A 1,092-nucleotide genomic window follows, 5' to 3' on the forward strand; every position below is an offset into this window, starting at 1 on the left:
TCATTCATCATTCTAAACGTCCGCTCTTGCAAAACTACTATAACTTTACACATATCGATGACGAAAAGACACGTAAACGTGACCTCTTCTTGGCAGAGCCAAGTGACCCAGAGAGCCATTACTCTATCTTTGAGGACAACCATGGTACCCACATTTTTGCCAATAACGACCTTGACTTGATGACCAAATTGACAGAATTGGTGGAGCATGGTTTTACTCACTGGAAACTTGAGGGACTTTATACACCAGGTCAGAATTTTGTAGAAATTGCCAAACTCTTTATCCAAGCGCGTAGCTTGATCCAAGAAGGGAATTTCAGCCATGACCAAGCCTTCTTGTTAGATGAGGAAGTGCGCAAGTTACACCCTAAAAACCGTTTCCTGGACACAGGATTCTATGATTACGATCCTGATATGGTTAAATAGGACACGAAAACCCGAAATAAAAATGTTCGGGTTTTTCAAGTGTATTCATGAAATAAAAACGGATACATGTTATAATAAAAGTAGCTCTTTAATGGAGGTGTTTAAGTGGAGAATCTGAAAAAGATGGCAGGTATCAAGGCTGCTGAGTTTGTCAAGGATGGTATGGTTGTCGGACTGGGAACTGGCTCTACTGCCTACTATTTCGTAGAGGAAATCGGTCGTCGGATCAAGGAAGAAGGTTTGCAGATTACTGCTGTGACGACTTCCAGTGTGACTAGTAAACAGGCTGAAGGTCTTAACATCCTGCTCAAGTCGATTGATCAAGTGGACTTTGTCGATGTGACGGTTGACGGGGCGGACGAAGTAGATAGCCAGTTTAACGGAATCAAAGGCGGTGGTGGTGCCCTTCTGATGGAGAAGGTTGTCGCAACGCCTTCAAAAGAATACATCTGGGTGGTCGATGAAAGCAAACTGGTCAAGAAACTAGGTGCTTTTAAATTGCCTGTAGAAGTGGTTCAGTATGGTGCTGAACAGGTCTTTCGTCGGTTTGAGCGAGCTGGCTACAAACCAAGTTTCCGTGAAAAAGATGGCCAACGTTTTGTGACCGATATGCAGAACTTTATCATTGACCTAGCCTTGGATGTCATTGAAGATCCAATTGCCTTCG

2 protein-coding genes are annotated in these 1,092 nt (G+C 43.4%); both read left to right on the plus strand.

Annotated features, from left to right (window positions below):
• On the plus strand, window positions 1-425 hold a 425-nt coding region (locus tag SORDD16_RS03870), incomplete at its 5' end, for a U32 family peptidase (RefSeq protein WP_241733968.1).
• Window positions 426-530: 105 nt separating this feature from the next.
• Window positions 531-1,092 (plus strand): ribose-5-phosphate isomerase RpiA (rpiA, locus tag SORDD16_RS03875; RefSeq protein WP_061452447.1); only part of this gene is annotated, 562 nt, incomplete at its 3' end.

Origin of the sequence: Streptococcus oralis, assembly GCF_001578945.1 — a bacterium.
GTDB lineage: Bacteria > Bacillota > Bacilli > Lactobacillales > Streptococcaceae > Streptococcus > Streptococcus oralis_Q.